The sequence below is a fragment of the Sphingopyxis sp. Root1497 genome (genome assembly GCF_001427085.1).
In the GTDB taxonomy this organism is placed as follows: domain Bacteria; phylum Pseudomonadota; class Alphaproteobacteria; order Sphingomonadales; family Sphingomonadaceae; genus Sphingopyxis.
This window is the reverse complement of sequence record NZ_LMGF01000005.1, coordinates 1-20,664: the sequence shown is the minus strand read 5'-3', so window position 1 is coordinate 20,664 and position 20,664 is coordinate 1. Positions and strand designations below refer to the sequence as shown.

The window sequence follows — 20,664 nt, the reverse complement described above, 5'->3', positions numbered from 1 at the left end:
CATAGGAAGGAAATAGCCCATGGCTTTCACCACCATCCCCGGCGCCGATGGCGACCATATCACCTATTGCCGGGTGTGCGAAGCGCTGTGCGGCATGGTCGCGACGGTCACCGACGGCAAGATCGTCAAGGTTCGCCCCGACCGGGACAATCCCCACTCGCGCGGCCATATCTGCGTCAAGGGTCCCGCGCTCGCTGACGTCACCTACGACCCCGACCGCGTCACCACCCCGCTGAAGCGCGTCGGCGGCCCCGGCGAGTTTGAACCCATCGGATGGGATGAGGCACTGGACGATATCGCCGCGCGCCTGTCGGCTTCGGTCGACAAACATGGCCCGCACAGCTTCGCGATGAATACCGGCAACCCACCGAGCATGGGCTGGCCCAGCTCGATGGGCAACTATCTGTTCAGCCGCGCGATGGACTGCAGCAAGCTGTTCACCCCGTCGTCGGAGGATATCACGTCGGTGGTTCTCGCGACCGAGCTGATCTTCGGCACACATGGCTTCGTCTTCCCCGACCTTGCGCAATGCGACCATCTGCTGATCTTCGGATCGAACCCGCTGGTCAGCCACGGCTCCTTGCTCATCGCGCCGCGCTTCAAGGAGGATCTGGTCGAGATCGCCGAACGCGGCCGCGTCATCGTCGTCGACCCGCGGCGCAGCGAGACCGCGCGCAAGTTCGAACATGTCTCGATCATCCCCGCCGGCGACGTCTGGCTGCTCGGCGCGATGGTCCGGACCGTCATCGCCGAGGGGCTGGCCGACAACGATTTCGTCGCGCGCCATTGCATCGGCTTTGCGGAGCTTTCCGCGGCGATCGACTGGATCACCCCGGAGCTTGCCGCCCCGCGTTGCGGCATCGAAGCCGACGAAATACGCACGCTCGCCCGCGATTTCGTCGCCGCGCCGCGCGCCGCCGCAATGGGGCGCATCGGCATCTGCCGCGCCAGTTACTCGACGCTGACCAACTATTTCCTCCACCTCCTCAACCTGCTCGGTGGCAAGTTTCATCAGCCGGGCGGCGTCGGCTGGGGGCATGGCGGCACCGCGACCGACGCGCAGGCGACGGGACCCGGCCAAGCACGCCACAAACGCCACAGCTCGCGCATCAGCGGCCAGGCTTCGGTCTGGGGCACCCAGTCGAGCCTGACCTTCCTCGAGGAAATGACCACCCCCGGCGACGGCCAGATCAAGACCTTGCTGACCGTCGGCGCCAATCCGGTGATGTCGATGCCCGGCGGGCCGCGCCTGCCCGAAGGCTTTGAGGCGCTCGACCTGATGGTGTCGGTCGACCTCTACATGACCGAAACCTCGCGCCACGCGCACTACATCCTGCCCGCGACGACGGCGCTCGAGCGTGAGGACATCAACCAGTTCTTCATGAACCATATGGTGCGACCCTTCGCCCAATATGTGCCCGCGGTGATCCCGCCGACCGGCGAAGCGCGCGGCGAATATGAGATTTTGCGCGACCTTGCCGCACGCATGGGCCGCGACGGCGCCTTCGGCAACATGACGCCGTTCGAAATGGCCGACGGCGCGCTGCAGGCGGGGATCGAGGGGCAGGACGGCCTCTCGCTCGCCAAGCTCAAGGCGAACCCGCACGGCGTGATGATCGAGCGCGGGCGCTGGGCGTTTGACTTCGAAAAGCGCATCGGACATCCCGACGGCAATATCCATCTGTGGGATGATATCGCCGGCGAAGAGGTGACGCGCCTCCACGCCGAACCCGATCCCGACCCGAACATGCTGCGCCTGATCAACCTGCGCAAACTGCGCTCGATCAACAGCTGGATGCACAATGTCGACAAGCTCGTCCGCTCGGATTCCCCCTCGCTGCTGATCAACCCGTCGGACGCCGCCGCGCGCGGCATCGACGACGGCATGGCGGTGAAGATCTCGACCCAATGGGGCGCGATCGAGGTGGTGGCCGAGGTGACCGACGAGGTCCGCCCGGGCTGCGTCGCCTATCCGCATGGCTGGGGCCATCGCGGCGGCTGGCGGGGCGCCAATGCGCAGCCGGGCCGCAACCTCAACGAAATTACCCCCGCGACCCCCGACCAGGCCGAACAGGTGTCGGGCATGAGTTGGCTCGAAGGCTTCCCGGTGGAGATTTGCGCGGCATGACGGCCTGGGGATGGCCGTCGCCAACCCGCGCCTGGTATGTCGCCGGGCTGCTCTGCCTGATCGCCGCACTGTCCTATCTCGACCGTTACATCATCGCGCTGCTCGCCGATCCGATCATCAGGGACATGGGCATCGATGCCACCGCGATCGGCCTGCTCATCGGACTCGGTTTCGGATTGCTCTATGCCTTGTCGGGGGTGCCCGTCGCCTATCTGATCGACCGCGGCACGCGCGTGCGCATCGTCGGCATCGGCGTGATCGTCTGGAGCCTGTCGACCGTCGCATCGGGCTTCGCGCCCAATTTCGAGATATTGCTGATGACGCGCGCCGGGGTCGCGATCGGCGAAGCGGTGCTGGTCCCCGCGACGGTATCGCTCGTTGCCGACCTCTTCCCGCCCGAAAAGCGGGCGCTGCCCATCGGCCTGTTCATGGCGGTATCGACGCTGATGGCGTCCGGGGCCTTCCTGATCGGCGCTTATGCCTTCGAGCTAGCGACGTTCCTCTCGCCCGATCTCGGGCTCAGCCCATGGCGGCTGACGCTTGTCATCGTCGGTGTACCCGGATTGGTCCTCGGCCCGCTCTGGCTGCTCACCGTCGCCGAACCCGATCGCGTCGAAGAGCCAGGACAGGCCGACCAGACCAGCCTCGCGGCGGCCCTCGCCTATCTCCGCCGCCACTGGCGTTTCTACCTGCCCTTCTATCTCAGCTTCGGCGTGTCGGCGCTCGCGAGCTACAGCTTCATCGCCTGGACCGCGACGATGCTGACTCGCAGCTATGGCCAGAGCCTTGCCGAAGCGGGCGCGATCTTCGGTCTTGTCGGGGTGGTCGCGGCCGCCATCGCCGCCTTCTTCTGGCCGGCGGTCAGCGCCTGGGCGATGAAGCGCGACCGCGCCGAACTCGCGGTGCTGGCGCTGGCGATCGGCCTCGGCATCGGTCATGCCGCGGTCGCCGCTTTCCTGCTCGCGAGCGACATCGACGGCGCCATCGCGATCATCGCCATCGCGACCTTCGGCTATGGCGCCGCAGGCGGCCTCGCGGTGCTGATCATCCAGCATATCGCGCCGCCGCGCATGCGCGCCAAGATCACCGCGCTCTATGTGCTGGTCGGCAATCTGGTCGGCCTGACCTGCGGCCCGGCCTTGTCGGCGTGGATGTCCGACACCGTCTTCACCGGCAACGATGCGCTGCGCCAGAGCCTGTCGATGCTGGCGCTGGTCATGCTGCCGCTGACCGTCGGCCTGGTCCTGTTCGCCATGACGGCGCACCGCCGCGTCGCCGCCGACGAAGGCCGCTAGGCGGCTAGGGCTTGCAGGTCGGCGCGATCGGTCCGCCCTCGATCGCCGCCTTGGCAAAGGCGATCGCATCGGCTGCGGCGGCGTTCACAACGCCCGAATGATCCTTGTCCTTGTAGATACGCGTCTCGACGACATTGCCGCGGCTGCACAGGTCGTTGACCAAGGTCAGCGTCGTCATCGGCAGCGCCGCCGTGTCAGCCGCGCCGATGCCGAAAAAGACCGGTGCCGCGAGGTCGAGCGTTGGAAACGAACGCAAATCGACGTCGGTATCCCAGAGCCGCTTGAGCATGCCCGGCCGAAACGCCTTCGACGGATCGAGGTTGCGTGCGGCGGCCGCCTTCATCAGGTCGGGCAGGCACGCCGATCCGACGAGCGCCTCGATCTCGCGCCCCTGTTCGGTGAAAACCGCATCGGCATCGAGATCGGCATGGGTGCGCGTGAGTTCATAGCCGATCATCGCATAAGCGCCGGTGACCATGACGTCGGTCGCGCTCGACGCGAGTCCGCTCTCGATCGCTTCGCGCGACAGGTTCGGCGCGCCGGTCGCGACCACGCCGCGCACCTTCAGATCGGGCGCGTGGGTCGGCGCATAGCCGGCGGCCGCGACGACCGTTCCGGCGCCCTGCGATTGCCCGACGAGGATGACCTGATTGGCCGCCCCGTAACGTGCGTCGCGCACGACGGCCCGCGCGCTGTCGAGGAGGCTGTACGAACTCGCGCGATAATTGGAATAGGGATGGATGCCGGGTGTGCCGAGCCCCTGATAATCGCTCGCCACCACCGCAAAACCGGCGTCGAGCCAGCTTGCGATATAGCGGCCGTCGCGCTCGCCGCGCGGACGCGCCGACGGCGCACAGACGTCGGCGATGCCGGTGGTGCCATGCGCCCAGGCCATCACCGGCCAGCCGCCCTTCGGCGGCGTACCGCGCGGGAGGAAAACCGCGGCGGAAACCGGCACCATGCCCTTATCGGTGATGCCGTCGCGCGCGGTGTAAAGGATGCGCGTCGCCCTGCCCGCGCCGGGCACCGAAAAATCGGCGGGCAATGGCTCCTCGGCCAGTACGACGCCCGCCTCGCCCGGCAAAGCACCGGACCAAGCGTAAAAGGCCGGCACGCCGCCATCACCGACGTCGGACGGCGCAGCCCTCGCCGGCGCCATCACGAGGCCGAGCGAGACGATCAACATGAACCCGGCCCGCTTTCGCGGCGCCGGGTTCATCGTCGATCTTGCGCGGCGCGAACCGCGGCCGAGCATCAGAATTTGACCGAGGCTTCGATGTAGAACTCGCGCGGATTGTCGACGAAGGCCGACAGGTCGCTGAGCACGCCGGGCCCGGCGGTGCCCGTTCCCGTGCCGCCGGTGAACGGGATTTCCGAGCCGCCGGTCACCACCAGCTTGTTGCTCAGGTTGCGGCCGATCAGTGCCAGCGTCCAGCGATCGTCGGGACCCTTCAGCCGCAGCGAGGCGTCGAACTTGGTGAAGCTCGGCTGCACCGCATCGGGGCGCAGCGTGTCGGAGAAATTATATTTGGCCGAATAGCTCATGTCGCCGCTCGCTTCGAGCGTCATGCCCGAATCCGACAGCTCGACCGCGTAGCTAGCACCGAGGCGACCGGCAAAGCGTGGTGCCTTGGGCGGCGTCAGCCCGTCATAATCCTGGCTGGTGAAAGCCGCAGCGGGAGACGGGCGGAGCAGGTTACAACCCTGCGCGATCGTCTGACCACCATAGCATTGCCCGACATAATCCTTGTAGGACGCATTGTTGTAGGCCGCTGCCCCGCGCAGCGAGAAGCCGCCCGAACGCCAGTTGAAATCGCCCTCGATGCCCTTGACGCGCAGCGTACCGGCATTCGCCACAACCTGCCCGATGGTGACCGGATCGAAATTCTGCACCTGCAGGTCGAGATAGTCGTAATAATAGGCCGTCGCGTTGAGCGAAAGCGCGCCGCCCATCAGGATCGCACGCCCCCCGACCTCGCCGCCGCGTGCCCGTTCGGCACCGAACTGCCCGGCCGCGACGGTCGCCGCGGGGGTCAGGGTCTGCGAAATGTTGAACCCGCCCGATTTGAAACCTTCCTTGTACGCGGCGTAAAAGGTCAGGTCGCGCGAGGGCTTGTAGCGAAGCGTGACCTGCGGCGAGACGTCGGATTCGCGATAACGATCGTCGAGCCGCAGCCCGCCCGGAAACGCCGCACCAAAGGCGGGATTGGCGGCGAGCGACGCCTGGAAGCTGTCGCGCGATTCATAGCTGTACCGCGCGCCCGCCGCGAGTTCGATCGCGTCGGACAGATTCGCCGTCACTTCGCCGAACGCCGACATCGAGCTGCCGGTGAAGCCATTGTCGCGCTTGAACGTCACATAGGTCGTGCCCGCTGCGACAGCCGGCAAGGGGAAGATATAGGCATCGGTGTTGAAGATGAACTTGTTGCTCGACGCGAACAGCCCGAACAGCACGTTGACCGGCCCGCCCCACTTCGACTGGAAGCGCAGTTCCTCCGACGTCTGGCGATAATCGGCAAGCTGCGAGAAGGTCGCCGGATAGGCTTCACCCGACACGTTGTTCAGGTCGTTCTGCTTGAAGCGGTAATAGGAGGTAATCGAGGTGACGTCGAACACGTCGCTCTCCAGCGTCGCGGTCAGGATACCGAAACCCGATTTGAGCCGCGAATACATGTGTCCGTCGCCGGCATAGCGATAATCGAGGTTCGCCACCTCGACGGGGATCGTCGAGCTGTCCGACCGGCCGTTGATGACGCAATCGGCATTGGGACTCGGCGGAATGCCGTTGGCGGCGAAGGGCGTGGTGCGACCACCGCCGCAGATGCGCTCGATGATGTCGGTCGGGCCGCCGTCCTTCTGGTCGGTGTAGCCGCTTTTGACCTGGAAGGTCAGATTGTCGGTGGCGTCCCATTCGAGCGTCGCACGTCCGCTATAGGTACGGCCGCCGCCACGATATTTGCTGTTGCTGTGACGCTGGAGGCCGAACGGATCGGTATAGGTCGCCGCGGCGGTGTTGGTGAAGGCGCCTTCGCTGTCCGCGATGCGGAAGGCCAGGCGCGCGCGCAGCCCATCGGCGAGCGGACCCGAAATATAGCCCTCGCCATATTTTTCCTGCGCCTCGAAACCGTAGCCCGCCTTGAATCCCGCCTCGAAGACGTCGCGCGGGTTGTTCGTGGTGACCGCGATCAGGCCCGCCGTGGCATTCTTGCCGAAGAACAAGGCCTGCGGCCCCTTGAGCACCTCGACGCGCTGGACGTCATATTGGCTGAGACCGATCTCGCGGCCGCGGCTCATCGGCATGCCGTCGACGACGAAGGACACCGACTGGTCGAAACCCGCGCTGAGCGCGGTCGAACCGACGCCGCGGAGGAAGATGCTGGCCGACGACCCCGACGCCGCCTTACCCGCGACCATCGTCGGTACGAGCTGCGCGATATCGTTGAAGTCGGTGACCGCATAATTGTCGAGCGCCGCGCCGCCGAGCGCGGTGATCGCGACCGGGGCGTCGATCAGCCGCTCATCGCGGCGGCGCGCGGTGACGATGATTTCGGCGTCGTTGCCGGCATTCGCTTCGTCGGCGGGCGGCGGCGCGGCGGGGGCGTCCTGCGCGTAAGCCGGCGCAGCAACCGCCGTGAGCGCGATAACCGATGCCAGGCAAGCGTAGCGAATTGCAGGACGCGAAATTTTGCGATCCATGACCGTCTCCTCCCAAAGGTCGAGCCGTCAGCTGCGGCCCTGTGGGATTTAACCTACAGTCATTAGATTTAAAGTCAATCGCAAATTTAACGCCATAAGGTTTTCGTCGGACACATATTATCCATCATAAAATCTGATAGTTAGTGCCAAATCTCTATCACGAAACCGGCATCAGTAACCGCTTCGCAAAAGCGATCACGCCATCGTTGAATGCATCGTTGCGATCGCCCGCGACCATATGGCCGGCGCCCTGCACGTCGAGGATTTCGAGCCGCGGCACCTGCCGCCGAAAGGCCACGATCCCGGCCTCGCTGACGACGTCGCTCGACAGCCCGCGAACCAACAGCACCGGCATGTCGACCAGCGCGCCCAGCGTTTCGGTCGCACGCTCGACGACGATATGATGCGTCCTCGGCGCGGTATCGAGGATGCGCGGATCCCAATGCCAGTACAGGCGCCCCTCCCGCGGGCGCAGATTCTTCATCAGCCCGCTTGTGTCGGTTGGCCGCGCACGCTGCGGGTTATAGGCCGCGACCGCTGCCGCCGCCTCGTCGATGCTCGCAAAGCCTTCGCGATGCCCGTGCATGAAGCCGACGATGCGCTCGATCCCGCGCGGATCGGGTTCGGGCACGATATCGACGAGCACGACGCCCGCGGGCCGCAGCCCTTCGTGCACCGCCTGGATCGCGGTCGCTCCGCCCAACGATGCGCCAACAAGGACGAACGGCACGCGCAGATCGGCCGCCACCGCGCGCAGATCGGCCGCGCGGTCGCTGAGTGCATAGGCGCCGGTGGGCGACCAGTCGCTGTCGCCATGCCCGCGCGCGTCGAAATTGATCACCTGCAATCCCGCGTCGAGCAGGCTGTCAACCGCACGGTTCCAGCTGTGTCGCGTCTGCCCGCCGCCGTGGAGCAGGATCACGCACGGCGCATCCGCCGCCCCGCCGCGATCACCGACAAGTTCGACTCCGTCCGAAGACACGAACACACGGGCCTGCAAGTGATCCGTCATCGACTGGCTCTCCTCATACTCGACAATGATCTCGGGATTATCTAACGTCAATAGATTGAACAGGCCACCCCAAGCGGCGGCGTTTTTGCACTGGCACGCGCCCGCCCGCGCTGCCATGAGCAATTTGGGCAAGGGGAAAATTTCGTTGGCACGGCCATCCAAACCGCTGATATCGCGCGCCAATGCGGCCGAGGCCGCGCTTGAGGTGATCGACGAGGTCGGGCTTGAGGAACTGAGCCTCAACCTCGTCGCGCGCAAGCTCGGGGTGCGGCCGCCCTCACTCTACCATCATTTCAAGGACAAGTCGGAACTGCTCCAGGAGGTCGCGCGCATGATGTTCGTGCGCATCCCGACGGTGAACGATCCCGCGCTGTCCTTCGAGGAACAGATCATCGCGCGCTGCGTGGTGACCCGCCGCACCCTGCTCAAACATCCCAATGCCGCACCGCTGATGCTGCGCTATTTCCCGCGCCACCTGCTGCTCGCCGCCTATGAACGCGCGGCGTCCGAGGAACCCTACCCCCCCTCAATCCACCTGACCGTGATCGATGCGATTGAGAAATATACTTTCGGAACCGCGCTGTTCGAGGCGTCGGCTCAGGTGCGCGGCATCCCGGTGATCCCGGCGGTCGATGCGGCCAAATATCCGTACTTCGCCAAGGCTGTGGACGACAATCCCTTTGGCGACGAAGAGATGTTCGTCGAGGCGCTGCGCATGTTCCTGGTCGGCGTCAGGCGGCGCCTGGGCACGGATACCATCGGCGCGCCGCTCGGCGACGCCGACTAGGTCAGACCGCCCATTCGATCGGTAGTGCTTCGAGCGCCATCACCGTGCCGATACGAAAGGCATGGCGTTCGCCCGCCGTCGCACGGAACGCCGGGATACGCTTCACCCATTCCTCGGTCAGGATGCGAAGCTCGGCCCGGCCGAGAACATGCCCGACACACAGATGCGGACCCGACGAAAAGGTCAGGTGCGCGGTCTTCTTGCGGTCGAGGTCGAAGGCGTTCGGCCGCTCGAACTTCGCGGGGTCGCGGCTGCCGAGACAGAGGATATTGAGCACCATCTCGCCTTCGCGAAATGAAGCATCGCCGATCTGCTTGTCCGCGACCACCAGCCGCGGCGTGTTGACGACGCCATAGAGCCGCACCGCCTCGTCGGCGAAAGCAGGGATCAGCGACGGATCGGCGGCGAGCCGCGCCTGCACTTCGGGCATCTGCGCGAGCTGCTGGAAGGCGAAGCCGGTGACGTTGGTGACTGTGTCCATGCCGCCGAGGAAAAGCACGAAGCTCATAGCGAGAATTTCATCGTCGCTCATCGTCCGACCGTCGATGTCGACGGTGATGAAGTGCGACATCAGCTTGCCGTCGGGCGCGGCGCGCTTCTCCGCGATCAGACCCTTGAGTTCACCGAGGATCAACGCGCTCAGCCGCCCTAATTCGGCTTCGTCATTCTGTGCCGAGAAGAAATCCTCGGCGAGATGGCGGAAATCCTGCAACCGGGCGAGGTCCATGCCCATCAACTCCATGAAGACGCTGACCGGGAACACCTTCGACACATCGGCCTGGAAATCGCATGCGCCCTTGCCCGCGACCGCCTCGACGAACTCGGCTGCCCATTCCCGGATCCGCGGTTCGAGCGCCTTGATCGCGCTCGGTCCGAACATCGGCATCATCGCGCGGCGATAGGGCAGGTTTTCGGGTGGATCGAGGCTTAGCGGGATCATGAAGGGCGGGTTCTTGACGCGCGGAATCTGCATCTCGCGCACCGAAAAATGCTCGGGGTCGAGCACGATCTGGCTGATCGCGTCGAAGCTCTTGACGATCCAATGTCCGCCGTTGAGCCGGCTCCAGAAAATATCGGGCGCGTCCGACAGCGCGGCCGCGTAAGTGCCCTGCACATCCTCGCCGATGCGCGGATCGGCATAGATGTCGAAATCGAACACCAGATGCGCCGGAATGTGCGGCGGCACCGGCGCGGCGGCGAGTTGGGCGGCGGTCATCGACGGCTCCTCATCTGACGCGCTCCATCGTCTCATGAGCGCCGGCATAGGCTTCGCGCACCGCGGGCTTCGACAATTTTCCGGTCGCGAGCCGCGGCAGCGGGTCGGCAGAGAAAGCGACGTAACGCGGCACCTTGTAATTCGACAGGTTCGTGTTGCAGTGGTCGATCAGCGCCGCGACATCGACCTCGGCGGCGCCGTGATAAACGACGAAAGGCGTCTCGCCGAACTTCGGATCGGGCGCGGCGATCGCCAGCGCCTCGATCACGCCCGGAAACTCGCACACCACCCGCTCGACCTCGGCGGCCGAGATGTTGAGGCCGCCCGAAATGATCAGGTCCTTCATCCGATCGACAAAGGTCAGCAAGCCGCGTTCGTCGAGCGTGCCGATGTCGCCCGAATAGAGCCATCCGCCACGGATCGCCTTCGCGGTCTCCTCCGGATTGCGCCAATAGCCCTGCATCATGCCGGGCGAGCGCATCAATATCTCGCCGGGTTCGCCGGGGTCGCAGTCGCTTCCGTCGGCGCGCACGACACGCAAATCCATAAAAATGCCGCCCCAGCCGCATTTCTCGGACTCTTCGATCGCCAAATGCTCGGGCATCATCGTCGCATTGCCGCCGACTTCGGTCTGGCCGTAAATCTGCCGGATCGTGATGCCCTTGGCCTTCCAGGTGTCGAGCAATTGCCGGCTGACCCGCGCGCCGCCCGCGGTCGCGAGGCGGATCGACGACAGGTCGGCGTCGGCGAAGTCAGGACAGCGTGTGATCGCCTCGAAGAAAGTGGGCACTCCGCCGAAACAGCCGATCTTCTCATCCTGAATCAGTTGCAGGATAGCGTCGGGGACGAAGGCCGGCTCCATGTAGACCGTACAGCCCTGCACCGTATAATGGATGAGTTGGACGAAGCCCGCCGAGGTGTTCAGCGGTGCGAGCGTGATCACGCGCGATCCCGGCGACGACGAGACCTCCTCGATCGCCCAGCACGCCGCATAGGCGGTCATCGACCGGTTGGTGAAGACGACCCCCTTGGGCTTGGCGGTCGATCCGCTGGTCGCAATGATGACGACGGGGGCTTCGGGCACCGGATCATGCGCCGGCGATGCGGCTGCGGCGTGGCGTAGAGCCTCTATCTCCGCCATGGCGCGCGGGGTCAGCCCCGCCGCCGCGACATTCGCCTCGAAATCCGGGGTAGCAAAGGCAAAGCGCGGTTCGGTCGTCTCGCACAACTCGCGGATTTCGCGCGGCGTGAAGCGGAAATTGACCGGATTGACGATCCCGCCCGCCCGGATGATCCCCATGATCAGCGCGCAATAAGCGAGGCTGTTGGTCGAGCAGATCGCGACCCGCTCGCCCGGCTGCAGCCCGTCGGCCTCCAGCATCGCAGCGACGCGGTCGGACCAGGCCTTATATTCGCCATAGCTCAGCCGGTCGCCGCCGAGCACCACCGCGGGCTGCTCGGGCCGCATCCGCGCCCACCAATCCATCGCACCCGGCAATGTCTGCGCCATTCAGTCCCTCTCTGTCCGATCTATCGCCGGGTCCGTCGTTACAGCAGTGCTTCGATCGCTTCATAATAATGGATAATATTGCTCTCGAGTCCGCAATAGATCGTTTCTTCGGGCACCCCGGCGTTCAGCCCCTGCTGGCTGATCTCGGCCGCCCGGAAATCCTCGCCGCCAAAGACGCTGAGGATCAGCTCATAAGAGCGCGCAAACACCTCCTCGGCCTTCGGCGTCGACGCCGCTTCGGGGGTGAGCATGAAATATTCGACCGTCGTTCGGGCGGGACCGCGCGGCATCAGCAGCATGACGCTGATATAATATTGGCTGGTCACCACGACGCAGTTGGGGAAGGTCGTGTAAGCGTGGGTCACCAGCTTGTGGACATTGCCGTCGGCCTCCTCGTCCAGCATTTCGGGGACGTAGCCGATGCGCCCCGACACCTGCCGGATGTTCGGCCCGAACATGTCGACGATGTTCGGCGCGTCCTGAAAGCGGTCGCCGATCGACGCGGCGTGGAGTCGCTGGACATGATAACCCTCGAGGAAGGGTTCGAGCACGACCTTCCAGTTCGCCTGCAAATCGAACGTCTTGCGGCCATAGACATGCGCCGACGATATGCCGAGCGCGTCGAAATCGTCGGCGACCTGTTGCGACAGGTTCGACCAGTCGGCGGGGATGTCGCGGTTGAGCTGGACATAGACGATCCCGCCCCACTCGCGCGCTTCGAGCTCGATCAGTCCGCGCTGGTTCTTGTCGAGTCCCTGAAAGGCTTCGCTGCGCGACACGCCGATCAGCTTGCCGTCGATGCCATAGGTCCAGGCGTGATAGGGACAGGTCATGCGGCTCTGCTTGTGGACCGCGCAATCCTCGATGATCTTCGAGCCCTTGTGCTGGCACGCGTTGACGAAGGCCTTGATCGTGCCGTCGCGGGTGCGCGAGACGAGCATGGGAAAACCATAGCTGTCGTTGGCGACGATGCTGCCGGGCTCGAGCAGCGCCGAGCAGGTGACGGGGACCGGAAAGCGGCGGAAGATCCGCTCCTGCTCGCGGTCATAGCGGTCCTGGCCGGTGAAGATCGCGTTGGGGCGCGTCGCGCCGAAGGGGACCACGACCGCGTCCTTTTCGGCGGGGATCTTACGGATCGCCTCGATCTGGCTCGGGGTCAGATCGGCGAGCGTGGTCAGTTTGCGGGCGGGGCGCGCAATTTCACGAACTTCACCCATATCGCCAATCCTCTCCTTTTCGTTGGCCTCAGCCTATTCGACCCTTTACCTAATAACAATAGTTTTTTATGGTGCGGGTGAAAGCGCCGTAAAAATGGCCGGAATCGAAGGGATAGGGTCATGGACTTCGACTATATTATCTGCGGTGCGGGCGCCGCCGGCTGCGTGCTCGCCTATCGCTTGTCGGAGAATCCGGCGGTGACGGTCGCGCTGATCGAAGCGGGGCCGCGCGACCGCCATCCCTTCATTTCGATGCCCAAGGGACTCGCCAAGGTGATGCAGGATCCCAAGCATCTGTGGGTCCATATGAGCGAACCCGAGGCGTCGACCGCGGGCCAGTCCGAGGCATGGGTGCGCGGGCGCGTGCTCGGCGGGTCGTCGTCGGTCAACGGCATGATGTATGTGCGCGGCCAGCCCGCCGATTTCGACGCGATCGCCGAACAGTCGAGCGACGACTGGAGCTGGGAGCATATCGGCGCCGCCTATCGCGCCTTCGAGAATCACGAACTGGGCGCGGACGAAACGCGCGGCGATGCGGGGCCGATGAAGATATCGATGCCGACCCAGCGCCTGCCGATTTCGGACGCGCAGGTCGCGGCCGGCGAAGCGATGGGCTGGGCGAACAAGCCCGACATCAACGCCCCCGACGATCAGGTCGCGATCGGCTATGCCCCGCGCACGATCTGGAAGGGCAAGCGCCAGAGCGCCGCGCAGGCGTTCCTGCGCCCCGCCGAAAAGCGCCCCAACCTCACCGTCCTCACCGACCGCACCGTCGACCGCGTGATCTTCGACGGCACCCGCGCGGTCGGAGTCGAGGTCGTCCAGGGCGGCCAGCGCGAGCGGATCGACGCACGCCACGAGGTGATCCTGTGCGGCGGCGCGATGGCGAGCCCGGCGATCCTCGAACGATCGGGCGTCGGCGACGCAAGCCGCCTCGCCACGCTCGGCATCCCCCTCGTCCATCACAATCCGCAGGTCGGCGAAGGGCTGATCGAGCATCGCGGCATCATCATGCAGTGGAAGCTCACCAAAGCGGCGCTGTCGCAGAACCGCGTCTTCGGCGGCTGGCGGCTGCTGCTCGCGACGCTCCAATATTATCTCACCGGCGACGGCCCGATGTCGGCGGCGGCCTATGAGATTGGTGGCTGGTTCAAGTCGCGCCCCGGGCTCAACCGCCCCGACGTCCAGATGCTGATCGCGCCCTTCAGCTTCGACATGGCGACGCAGCGCACGCAGCTCGAAAAACATCCGGGGATCAACGCGGTGATCTATCCGCTGCGCCCGACCTCGCGCGGCAGCATCCATATCGCGACACGCGACCCCGATACGGCGGCGAGCTTCAAGCCCAATTACCGCGACACCGACGAGGATCGCGCCGCGATGGCGGTCGCGGTGCGCGTGATGCGTGACTATGCGAAGCAACAACCGCTCGCCGGCATGATCGCCGAAGAGACGCTGCCCGGCCCCGGCTTCGCCACCGACGCCGAAATCCTCGACGCCTATGACCGGTTCGGGACCTGCGGCTATCATGCGGTGGGCAGTTGCCGCATGGGCAAGGACGACGCATCGGTTGTCGATCCGGCGCTGCGTGTGCGCGGCGTCGAGGGGCTGCGTGTCATCGACACTTCGATCATGCCGGCGATCCCGTCGGGCAACACCAATGGCCCGACGATGGCGATGGCGTGGAGGGGCGCGGAGATTATTTTGCGCGATGCGCCTGGGGGGTGACGAAAAGTACTGATCCCCGGCGAAAGCCGGGGCCCAGACGGCCAACATCGCCTTCCCCTCATGGGCCCCGGCTTTCGCCGGGGATCATAATGGGCGCAGCGGTCCAGCACTACCCGCACTCAACTAAGGCGGCGGGACCGCCGGCGATGCCCTTATCGCCTTTTCGCCGCCCCGCCGCCTCGTCACGCCGTCACGAACCGAATTTATAGCCGATCGTGACGCCCCCGGTGATCCCGCGGCCGAGCGCCGTCGAATAGCCGAATGTCGTCGTCTGCATGTTGCGGAACACGCGGTCGCCCTGGTTGAGCAGGTCGCGGCCCCAGACGGTGACGTAGAGATTGTCCTTCAGCGGCCGGAAGGTCGCCGACAGGTTGAGCGTCGTCAGCGATTTCTGGATCGGCGCCCGTCCCTCGCCCGCCGGATAGGGATTGCCGCCGGCATCGACCCCCGCCGGATAGAAACCGTGGGTCGCATGGTCGAATTCGTCGGTGTAGCTGAGCAGCCCTGCCAGCTCGAGCTCGCCGTCGCGGCCGAGCGGCAGTTTGTAGTTCGCCGATACGCTGGCCATGATATTGGGCGTGACCGGCAGATCCTGACCCGAGCAATCGGCGTTGGTCGCGAGCGCCAGCCCGACCCCCGCGGGGCGATAGATTTCGCAGTTCGGGAAGCTGTCATATTCCGACTGGAAATAGGTCGAGAAACTGCCGTTCAGCGTCAACCGGTCGTCGGGGCGGAACGACATTTCGGCCTCCAGCCCCGAAATCGTCGCCTTCGCCGCGTTGATCGAAATCTGGGTGTTGGTGGCGGGGTCGACCACCGGCACCTGCAGATTGTCGTATTTGTAGTAATAGCCCGCGAGGTTGAGCGTCAGCTTGCGGTCGAACAGCTGCGATTTCAGCCCGACCTCGAAGGCATCGATCGTTTCGGGCTCGGTCGCGCGCGCCGACAGCGAGGAGATGTTGTACACCCCGCTCTTGAAGCCGCGGTTGTAGCTCGCATAGACGAGCAGATCGTCCGAGAATTTATGGTCGAGGACGAGGCGATAGGTCAGCTCCGAAAAACCGGTGCTCAGCCCGTCGCATTGCGGATCGGCGGCGCAGACGTCGCCGATCGTCTGCGGGATCGCGATGACCCCGCCGGCGCCGTCGGGGACATAGGTTACCTTGCCATTGTCCGCGTCGAGCGTCGCGGTCTCGTCGGTGTAGCGCAGCCCGGCGGTGATCTTTGTCCCCTGCCCGAACTCGTACGACGCCTCGCCGAACAGCCCGACCGATTCGATTTTCACGAAGGTGCTGAGATCGATATAGGCGAGCCCCGACGTAGGCCCGAGGCCGAGCGCCGACAGTTCGAGCAGCCGTTGCGGAATGACATGCGGCTGGAGCTTGCTCGGAACCGGAAGCCCGACATATTGGTCGAGTTGCGTGTAGCCGTCGCGATAGTTGATGTAGAATCCGCCGAGCAGCCACTGGAAGGGCGCGCTGCCTTTCGACGACACCAGCAATTCCTGTTGCCAGGTGCGGCCCTTGAGGTCGGTGTCGAACCAGAAGACCGAGGCGGGCGACAGGTCGAGGTCGAGCTGAACCCCCGAACCGCTGCGCGTATAGGCGCTGGTCGAGCTGATCGCGATGTCGCCAAGATCATAGTCGAGGTGGAGCGACGTCCCCCAGCTGTCGTAGCGCACCTCGGGCGGCACCTCGCCATAATAGCTGCGCTTCGGATTGCGGATATCGACCCCCGACACCGCCTCGCCGATCGAGAAAGGCGATCCCGGCGCGGGCTGCATCGCCATGATCGGCGTCGTATAGCCCTTGATATAATTGCCCTGCACCATGGCCGAGAAATCGCCGCTCTCGAACAATAGGTTGCCCCGGAAACCATAGGTTTCCTCTTCGCCGGTGCGCTTGCCGATGCCGTTCGACGGGTTGCGGTTGGTGATGTAGGGCGTTTCATAGCGATAGAAACCGCTGACGCTGAACGCCAGACTTTCGCCAAGTCCGGTGGTGACATAGGCGCGCGCGCCGCGATCGTCGGTCCCCAACGTCCCCTCGACCATGCCGCCGAAATCCTGGCTCGGCTTCCTGGTCGAGATCAGGATCGCGCCCGAGGTGGCGTTGCGCCCGAACAAGGTCCCCTGCGGCCCGCGCAGCACCTGGATCGATTCGACCTCGGGAAAGGTCTGGAGCAGGATGCCGGTCTTGTCGGTCTGATAGACGCCGTCGATATAGACCGCCGCGCTGGATTCGTTGCCGGGGGTGATGTTGCGGCTGCCGACGCCGCGAATATAGGGCACCGACTGGCTGCCGCCCTCGGGCACCACCAGCGACGGCGCCATCTGCGACAATTGGCGGAGGCCGTCGATGCCGGTCGATTGGAGCTGATCGCCCTGGAACGCCGACACCGCGATCGGAACGTCCTGCAGCGCTTCCTCGCGCCGCTGCGCGGTCACGACGATGATGCCGTCGTTGCCGTCGTCCTCGGCGACGGCGGGCACCGCCGGATCGCTCTGCGCCGCGGCGGGCACCGCGGCCATCGCCATCAGAATGGCGGTCGAACCCATCAAGATTTTGTGCGAAACAATCATCTTATTCCTCCCCATATCCTTGTTATCAAGTGATATTATTCGATCCGGGTCGGGCACCCGGCGGCCTTTCAAGCATAGCGCCGGTCGGCGGAAAGCCGCCGCAGCCGCGAGATCGCCTGACGCTCGGTCGGCGAGACGCGCGGTTCGTCGGCTGGAAATTCGTCGCGCACCGAAGCAAGCGAGACGAGCCTGGTGCGCGGCGCCCCCGGCGGGGTGCGCGAGGCGAGTTGCTGGAACCGCATGAAGATGAAGCCCGAGGTGATGCCGGTGGTGTCGAGCCAGTTCCAGATCCCGGGGTCCTCGCCGGCGATCACATAGCGAAACCGCCCGTCGCTCGACGCCAGCGATTGCGCCCCGGTGATGCTCGACTGGACCGAGCGCGGCGACAGGCTGTTGAACCAGAGCGGATGGGCGAGCGCCAAGCTCTGGTACCGCGCGTCGTTCGGCTCGATGGTGATGACGAGCGCCTTGCCCGCCGGCACTTCCCAGCGGCCCTTGGTATTATACTGTCCGGGGAAATAGCCGGCATCCGCGGGTCCCACGCTCGGCGCCGGATAGGCGTTGACCGGCAATATCTTGCCCCAGTTTTGCGCGAAATCGTCGAGGAATCGCACCTGGTCGACCATGTTCTTCGCCGCGATGGCATAGAGCTTCTGGACGTCCGCCAGCGCCGGTCGCCGCGGGATCGGGGTCGGCCGGTCCATCCGCTCGATCAGCATCGGGGTCGGCTGTTCGGTCAGCCAGTCGTTGACGGTCTGGCGCACGAACAGGCAGCGCGCGCGCTGGTCGCAGGGCATCCAGTTGCCGGGCCGTTCGGGGCCGCCGATCCACAGTTCGAAATGACCGTCGGCCTCGATCTGTAACCGGCTCGATTCGAGCACGCCGATGCGGTCGCCGACGACCCCGTCGTCGCCGGCGAGGCCCGACACGAGTTCGAAGCAATAATCGACGGTGGTGCCGCGATTGCCGAACAGGCGATAGACGCCGGCGCCGTCGATCTGGGCGCTGTAATAATGATGGTCGGGGGTGGGCAGGCCCCAGGTGCGGACATTGTCCATGTCGCGCACAAAGGCGGGGCGATCGACATCATAGCTTTTGAACGCGCGTTCGACGTGGAAAATCCACATGCCCGACAGATAATGATAGCCCTCCGCCAGGTCGGCGTCGGTGGTGCCAGGGTGGGCGCGAATGATCGCCTCCACCTCGCGCGCCGCTTCGAGAAATTGCGTATAGCCGTTGGCGATATCAGACATGGGCCCTGGTCTCCTTGCTGGTGGCGTCGAGGAAGCCGAAGGCCTCGTCGACCATCGCCTCGGTCAGTTCGTACCGTTCCAGCGAATATTGGTTGATGCCGTGCTTGCCGGCGGGATTGTCGGCGATCCACGCGCGGATCGCGGCTTCGCCCTCGTCCGACAAACGCGTCCCGTCCTGCGCGTAAATGTCGCGGATATGCGGGATCGGGTCGGCGAGCATGTCGCGATAATCGACCTCGATCATCTTGAGCCGCGCCCCGAGCCGGACGCGTGCTTGGCTGAAGCGGTGCATTTCGGGGACCCAATATTCGAGCGCGATACGCCCGATCGCGGCGGGCGAGCGCGTCAGATACGGCTGTCCTGCGGCTTCGAGTGCGTTGCAGAAGGAAGCAACCACGGTGCGAAAATCACGGCGCGGATAGACGAAGGTCGCGCCGGGATGACAGGCCAGCATCTCTTCGAGATGACCAACATGCACCGGGCTCTTGAGGATCCATTTGCGTCCGCGGCGGCCGCCGTCCTGCCATTGCAGATAGCGCAGCAGGTCGGCGACATAGGCATAGCTCGGGCGGCGCGGCAGCGTGCGCAGATATGCAAGATAATCGGCATCGGGGACGCCGGTGTAGATTTGGCCGACATGCTGGAAGCTGAGGTGATGGAGGTTCCAGTCCTCGTCGGCGTCATCGGCGACCGCGGGGTGCGCGGCGTGGAGCGCGGGATTGCCGATGCGGATCGCGTCGGCGACCGCCTCGGCATAGGCCAGCCGCCCGCCTGGTTCGTGCGGCGCATCGCCCGGGAAGGGCGCGGGGTTGAGCAGGCGCCAGAATTTGAGCGACTGCATCGCGGGATCCGCCGACATCATGCGCTGGAGCACCGTGGTGCCGCTGCGCGGGAAGCCGAGCACGACGATCGGGTCGACGACATTTTCGGTCAGGATTTCGGGGTGGCGCGCGAGGTCGTCGGCGAAGCGCAGGCGGTTAATCAGCAAGCGCTGGACCATCGTGTCGAGCTGCGCGAGACCCTCGGGGGTCGGCGTGTTGCGGCGGGCGAAATGATAGAAGGCGTCGAGCGCGGCGCGGAAATCCTGCGGTTCTTCGCGGTCGATGCCGCTTTCCGCGCGCGCCGCGGCCAGCGCGCGCGCGCCGTCCGCCGTGTCGAAACCGGTCATGCGTCTTTCCCCCCGATGTGTGGATTGCGGCAGGCCGCGAGCAGACTGTCGGCCATGTCCTTGCGGCAGATCAGCAGGTCGGGCATCGCCACGTCCTGCTGGTTATAAACGAGCGGCGCGCCGTCGATGCGCGAGGCGTGCAACCCGTGCGCAAGCGCCACCGCGGCGGGCGCCGCGCTGTCCCATTCAAATTGGCCGCCGCTGTGCAGATAGATGTCGACGTCGCCGCGCACGACCGCCATCGCCTTGGCGCCCGCCGAGCCCATCGGGACGAGCTCGGCGCCGAGTTTTTCGGCGACGGTGAGGGCTTCGGCGGCGGGGCGGGTACGACTGACCGCGAGGCGCGGGCGCGCGGCGGCTTCGGGGAGCGGGCCGGCGCGGTCGGTGGCGAGTAGGATGCCGCCGTCGAGCCCGGGCAGCGCGACCGCGCCGACGGTCGGCACGCCGTCGATCGCGAGCGCGACATGCACCGCCCAGTCGCTGCGCCCCTCGCCATATTCGCGGGTGCCGTCGAGCGGATCGATGATCCAGACGCGGCGCTTGCCGAGGCGATCGGGGGTGTCCTGGCTTTCCTCGGACAGCAGGCCGTCATCGGGGCGCTGTTCGCGCAGCGCGTGGATGAGGAACTGGTTCGCGACCTGATCGCCCGCCTTGCCGAGCGCCTTGCCGGTGAAGAGGCCGGAGTCGCGCACGAGGAGCAGGATGCGGCCTGCATAGTCGGCGAGATGCGCGGCGAGCGCGGCGTCGTCGAGTCCGGCGCTCATCCGATGAGCCTGTCGACGATGAGGTCGGCGGCCTCGTCCGGACTCAAAGCCGTGGTATCGATGCGGACTTCGGCATCTTCGGGCGCTTCATAGGGGCTGTCGATACCGGTGAAGTTCTTGAGCTGGCCACTGCGGGCCTTTTTGTAGAGCCCCTTGACGTCGCGCTTCTCGGCCTCGGCCAGCGGCGTATCGACGAAGATCTCGACGAACTCGCCTTGCGGTAGCATCGAGCGGACCATGTCGCGCTCGACCTTGAACGGGCTGATGAACGCGGTGATCACGATCAGCCCGGCATCGGTCATCAGCTTG

General features: G+C 65.3%; 15 protein-coding genes. 4 read left to right on the top strand and 11 right to left on the bottom strand.

Annotated features, from left to right (window positions below):
* Nucleotides 1-19: 19 nt before the first annotated feature.
* A complete protein-coding gene (locus ASD67_RS14565; RefSeq protein WP_056348628.1) occupies nt 20-2,128 on the top strand; it encodes a molybdopterin-containing oxidoreductase family protein in 2,109 nt (702 codons plus the stop codon).
* Complete coding sequence (locus ASD67_RS14560; protein ID WP_156377723.1) at nt 2,125-3,423, top strand: MFS transporter; 1,299 nt, start codon at nt 2,125-2,127, stop codon at nt 3,421-3,423. Before ASD67_RS14565 ends, ASD67_RS14560 begins: the two co-directional genes overlap by 4 nt.
* A 4-nt stretch (nt 3,424-3,427) precedes the next feature.
* Here the strand turns inward: ASD67_RS14560 and ASD67_RS14555 are convergent, their stop codons facing one another.
* The 3 genes from ASD67_RS14555 to ASD67_RS14545 all read right to left on the bottom strand — a co-directional run bounded on the left by ASD67_RS14555 (nt 3,428) and on the right by ASD67_RS14545 (nt 8,131).
* Nucleotides 3,428-4,609: a lipase family protein gene (locus ASD67_RS14555; RefSeq protein ID WP_162248587.1), complete on the bottom strand. Its 1,182-nt coding sequence runs from the start codon at nt 4,607-4,609 to the stop codon at nt 3,428-3,430.
* A gap of 68 nt (nt 4,610-4,677) precedes the next feature.
* The gene (locus tag ASD67_RS14550) at nt 4,678-7,119 is read right to left on the bottom strand and encodes a TonB-dependent receptor (RefSeq protein WP_056348618.1); all 2,442 of its coding nucleotides are present in this window, start codon (nt 7,117-7,119) and stop codon (nt 4,678-4,680) included.
* Between the two features lie 157 nt (nt 7,120-7,276).
* Complete coding sequence (locus ASD67_RS14545) at nt 7,277-8,131, bottom strand: alpha/beta fold hydrolase (RefSeq protein WP_056351939.1); 855 nt, start codon at nt 8,129-8,131, stop codon at nt 7,277-7,279.
* 145 nt (nt 8,132-8,276) lie between these two features.
* Between ASD67_RS14545 and ASD67_RS14540 the strand changes: the two genes are divergently transcribed.
* Nucleotides 8,277-8,918, top strand: a complete 642-nt coding sequence (locus tag ASD67_RS14540; RefSeq protein ID WP_056351936.1) for a TetR/AcrR family transcriptional regulator — start codon at nt 8,277-8,279, stop codon at nt 8,916-8,918.
* Between the two features lies 1 nt (nt 8,919).
* Here ASD67_RS14540 and ASD67_RS14535 read toward each other — a convergent pair whose 3' ends face one another.
* The 3 genes from ASD67_RS14535 to ASD67_RS14525 are packed head-to-tail and all read right to left on the bottom strand — an operon-like array spanning nt 8,920 to nt 12,861.
* Nucleotides 8,920-10,134 (bottom strand): cytochrome P450, encoded by a 1,215-nt coding sequence (locus tag ASD67_RS14535; RefSeq protein WP_056348614.1) that lies wholly within the window; start codon nt 10,132-10,134, stop codon nt 8,920-8,922.
* A gap of 10 nt (nt 10,135-10,144) precedes the next feature.
* Nucleotides 10,145-11,644: a class I adenylate-forming enzyme family protein gene (locus ASD67_RS14530; RefSeq protein WP_056348611.1), complete on the bottom strand. Its 1,500-nt coding sequence runs from the start codon at nt 11,642-11,644 to the stop codon at nt 10,145-10,147.
* A gap of 38 nt (nt 11,645-11,682) precedes the next feature.
* Entirely contained in the window at nt 11,683-12,861 is a 1,179-nt protein-coding gene (locus ASD67_RS14525; protein WP_056348609.1) for an aromatic ring-hydroxylating oxygenase subunit alpha, read from the bottom strand.
* 120 nt (nt 12,862-12,981) lie between these two features.
* Between ASD67_RS14525 and ASD67_RS14520 the strand changes: the two genes are divergently transcribed.
* Nucleotides 12,982-14,589: a GMC family oxidoreductase gene (locus ASD67_RS14520; RefSeq protein WP_056348606.1), complete on the top strand. Its 1,608-nt coding sequence runs from the start codon at nt 12,982-12,984 to the stop codon at nt 14,587-14,589.
* Between the two features lie 190 nt (nt 14,590-14,779).
* Here ASD67_RS14520 and ASD67_RS14515 read toward each other — a convergent pair whose 3' ends face one another.
* From ASD67_RS14515 to ASD67_RS14495, 5 genes are all read right to left on the bottom strand, one after another.
* Entirely contained in the window at nt 14,780-17,146 is a 2,367-nt protein-coding gene (locus ASD67_RS14515; protein ID WP_162248586.1) for a TonB-dependent receptor, read from the bottom strand.
* A 92-nt stretch (nt 17,147-17,238) separates the two neighbouring features.
* Complete coding sequence (locus ASD67_RS14510) at nt 17,239-18,423, bottom strand: hypothetical protein (protein ID WP_056348601.1); 1,185 nt, start codon at nt 18,421-18,423, stop codon at nt 17,239-17,241.
* Nucleotides 18,416-19,591 carry a sulfotransferase family protein gene (locus ASD67_RS14505; protein WP_056348598.1) on the bottom strand — a complete coding sequence of 392 codons (1,176 nt, stop codon included), beginning with the start codon at nt 19,589-19,591 and terminating at the stop codon, nt 18,416-18,418. The genes ASD67_RS14510 and ASD67_RS14505 overlap by 8 nt, the downstream gene beginning before the upstream one ends.
* Complete coding sequence (locus ASD67_RS14500; protein WP_056348595.1) at nt 19,588-20,355, bottom strand: 3'(2'),5'-bisphosphate nucleotidase CysQ; 768 nt, start codon at nt 20,353-20,355, stop codon at nt 19,588-19,590. The genes ASD67_RS14505 and ASD67_RS14500 overlap by 4 nt, the downstream gene beginning before the upstream one ends.
* On the bottom strand, nt 20,352-20,664 hold a 313-nt coding region (locus ASD67_RS14495), incomplete at its 5' end, for an adenylyl-sulfate kinase (RefSeq protein WP_056348593.1). The genes ASD67_RS14495 and ASD67_RS14500, both read right to left, overlap by 4 nt.